Origin of the sequence: Paracoccus marcusii (assembly GCF_006151785.1) — a bacterium.
In the GTDB taxonomy this organism is placed as follows: domain Bacteria; phylum Pseudomonadota; class Alphaproteobacteria; order Rhodobacterales; family Rhodobacteraceae; genus Paracoccus; species Paracoccus marcusii.
This window is the reverse complement of the sequence record NZ_VDDD01000224.1, coordinates 1-2,259: the sequence shown is the minus strand read 5'-3', so window position 1 is coordinate 2,259 and position 2,259 is coordinate 1. Positions and strand designations below refer to the sequence as shown.

Annotated in this window: 3 protein-coding genes; 2 read left to right on the top strand and 1 reads right to left on the bottom strand. The window is 67.0% G+C overall.

Features of this window, described 5'->3' with window-relative positions; genetic code table 11:
- Window positions 1-290 (top strand): aldo/keto reductase (locus FHD68_RS18355; RefSeq protein WP_139086536.1); only part of this gene is annotated, 290 nt, incomplete at its 5' end.
- A 143-nt stretch (window positions 291-433) separates the two neighbouring features.
- On the opposite strand, the gene FHD68_RS18350 is transcribed toward FHD68_RS18355, so the two are convergent.
- Window positions 434-1,384 (bottom strand): LysR family transcriptional regulator, encoded by a 951-nt coding sequence (locus FHD68_RS18350; protein ID WP_240542466.1) that lies wholly within the window; start codon window positions 1,382-1,384, stop codon window positions 434-436.
- An 89-nt stretch (window positions 1,385-1,473) separates the two neighbouring features.
- On the opposite strand from FHD68_RS18350, the gene FHD68_RS18345 reads away from it, so the two are divergent.
- The coding region (locus tag FHD68_RS18345; protein WP_139086534.1) for an MFS transporter at window positions 1,474-2,259 on the top strand (786 nt) is incomplete at its 3' end.

Here is a 2,259-nt window from a genome sequence, read left to right as displayed (position 1 = left end):
TGCGCGAGGTGGCGGCCGAGCTGGACGTCCCGATGGCGCAGGCGGCGCTGGCCTGGGTCCTGTCGCGGCCGGGCGTCAGCACGTTGCTGATTGGCGCCAGCCGACCGGAGCAAGTAACAGCCAACATCAAGGCGTTGGATATCACGTTGTCGCCGGAACAGAAGGCCCGACTGCACGACGCCAGCGCTCTGCCAGCGCTGAACCCTTACTTTATTTTCCAGTTGCCGCGCGAGGTGATCTACGGCGGACAGTCCGTGCAACCGTGGATGGAGGCGGCGACCAGCGACTGAGCCTCTCCGGCAATTTCTTACGCGGCGGAGACAGCATAAAGACGTTGCTGCGCCTTATACCACAGTTTAATTTCGGGAAGCCGCATTTCAGACTCAACAATCGATGACCGCCGGCTTTGGGCCGCTCGCGCAATCACCTGTGATTAGCTAGAAGAGCACCTATGGGATGGGCTGACGACTGCGCTCACCTCATTCCGCGCGGATGGGTTTGCCATCACGCCTGCCAGCCAGTCGAGAAACACACCCAATCGCCGCAGCCCTGAGGCACGCGTCAGATAAAGCGCGCTGATGGCCAGAAGCGGGATGTCCAGCTGGCCCGGGAACAGCTCGACCACGCGGCCTGATGCAATGTCGGCGTCGATCATGAAGTCCGAGAACCGTGCGATGCCCATGCCGCCCAGGACGAACTGCCGGACCGCCTCGCCATTCGCAGCCGTCACCGATACGCGCGGAGAGACGGGGCCCGCCATGCCGAGAAACCGGAGATCGTTGATATGCGCGGGGGACGAGAACCTGACCTGCTCCAGTGCGGCCAGATCCACAGGGTGCTCTGGATGCCCCGCCCGTGCAAGATAGTCCGGCGCGGCGACCAGACGCCACTCCGCCCGCCCGAGGGGCCGGTGCAGCAGGTCGCTGTCGGGCAGCGGGCCGAAGCGGATGGCGACATCGGCATGGGCGTCGATCAAATCGACGATGCTGTTGGTCATGTCGACGGTCAGCCCGATCTCGGGGTATCGCGCGTGGAACTCCGCCAGGCGCGGGGCGATGACATGCAGCACGAACGGCACCGGTGCATTGACCCGCAGCGGACCGCGCGGGGCGCGGGCGCCCGTGGCCAGATCCGACAGCGCCTCGGTCCGCGCCACGATCTCGCGCGCCGCCTCCAGAAGGTCGCGCCCCTCCGGCGTCAGTTCGATCCCGCGGGTGGAGCGGCGCAGCAGCGTCACCTTCAGCCGCGCCTCCAGCCGCGTCACCGTCCGGCTGAGCGTCGAGGGCGCGGCCCCGAGCCGCCGACCCGCCTCGGCGAACCCGCCGTCCTCGATCACCGCGATGAAGGCGGCGAGGTCCGCCGTCTGCGGCAGGTCGTGCGCCATACGCAAAAGCCCTTTGCAATGTCGTTCGTTCACGCCAAGACTGACAGATGGCATCTCTCCGGTCGAGTTCAATCCATCCGGAGATCCCCATGCCGCTGGCACTATGGGCGCTGACGATCAGCGCATTCGCCGTGGGCACGACCGAGTTCGTCATCGTCGGCCTGCTTCCCACCATCGCCGAAAGCCTCGGCGTGTCGCTTCCGTCGGCCGGCCTCCTGGTCAGCCTCTACGCCCTGGGCGTCACCATCGGCGCGCCCGTTCTGACCGCGCTGACCGGCCGGCTGCCACGCAAGACGCTGCTCCTGGCGCTGATGGCGCTCTTCATCGCGGGCAACGCCTTCGCCGCGGTCGCCCCCGGCTATGGCAGCCTGATCGTGGCGCGCTTCCTGACCGGGCTGGCCCATGGGGTCTTCTTCGCCATCGCCTCGACCATCGCGTCAGGCCTCGTCTCGCGCGACAGGGAGAGTTCCGCCATCGCCATGGCCTTCCTCGGCCTGACCGTGGCCCTCGTCACCGGCGTGCCCCTGGGCACCTGGATCGGGCAGTCCTTCGGCTGGCAGGCGACCTTCCTCGGCGTCGTCCTCCTCGGCGTGATCGGCCTGATCGCCAGCGCCGTGCTGGTGCCGTCCGACCTCCCGCAGAGCGCCTCGCCCGGCCTGCGGGCACAGGCCCGCGTGCTCACTTCGCCGCGCCTGCTGTTGGTCTATCTGATCACGGCCTTGGGCTATGGCGGCAACTTCATCGCCTTCACCTATCTGGCGCCGATGCTGACCGATGTCACGGGCCTCTCGGCCGGCGCGGTCAAGCTCGACTTCGATCAGTTCCTGTGGACGTGTCGGCTCGCTGGTCACAACCAGATCATCCTTCCTGACATG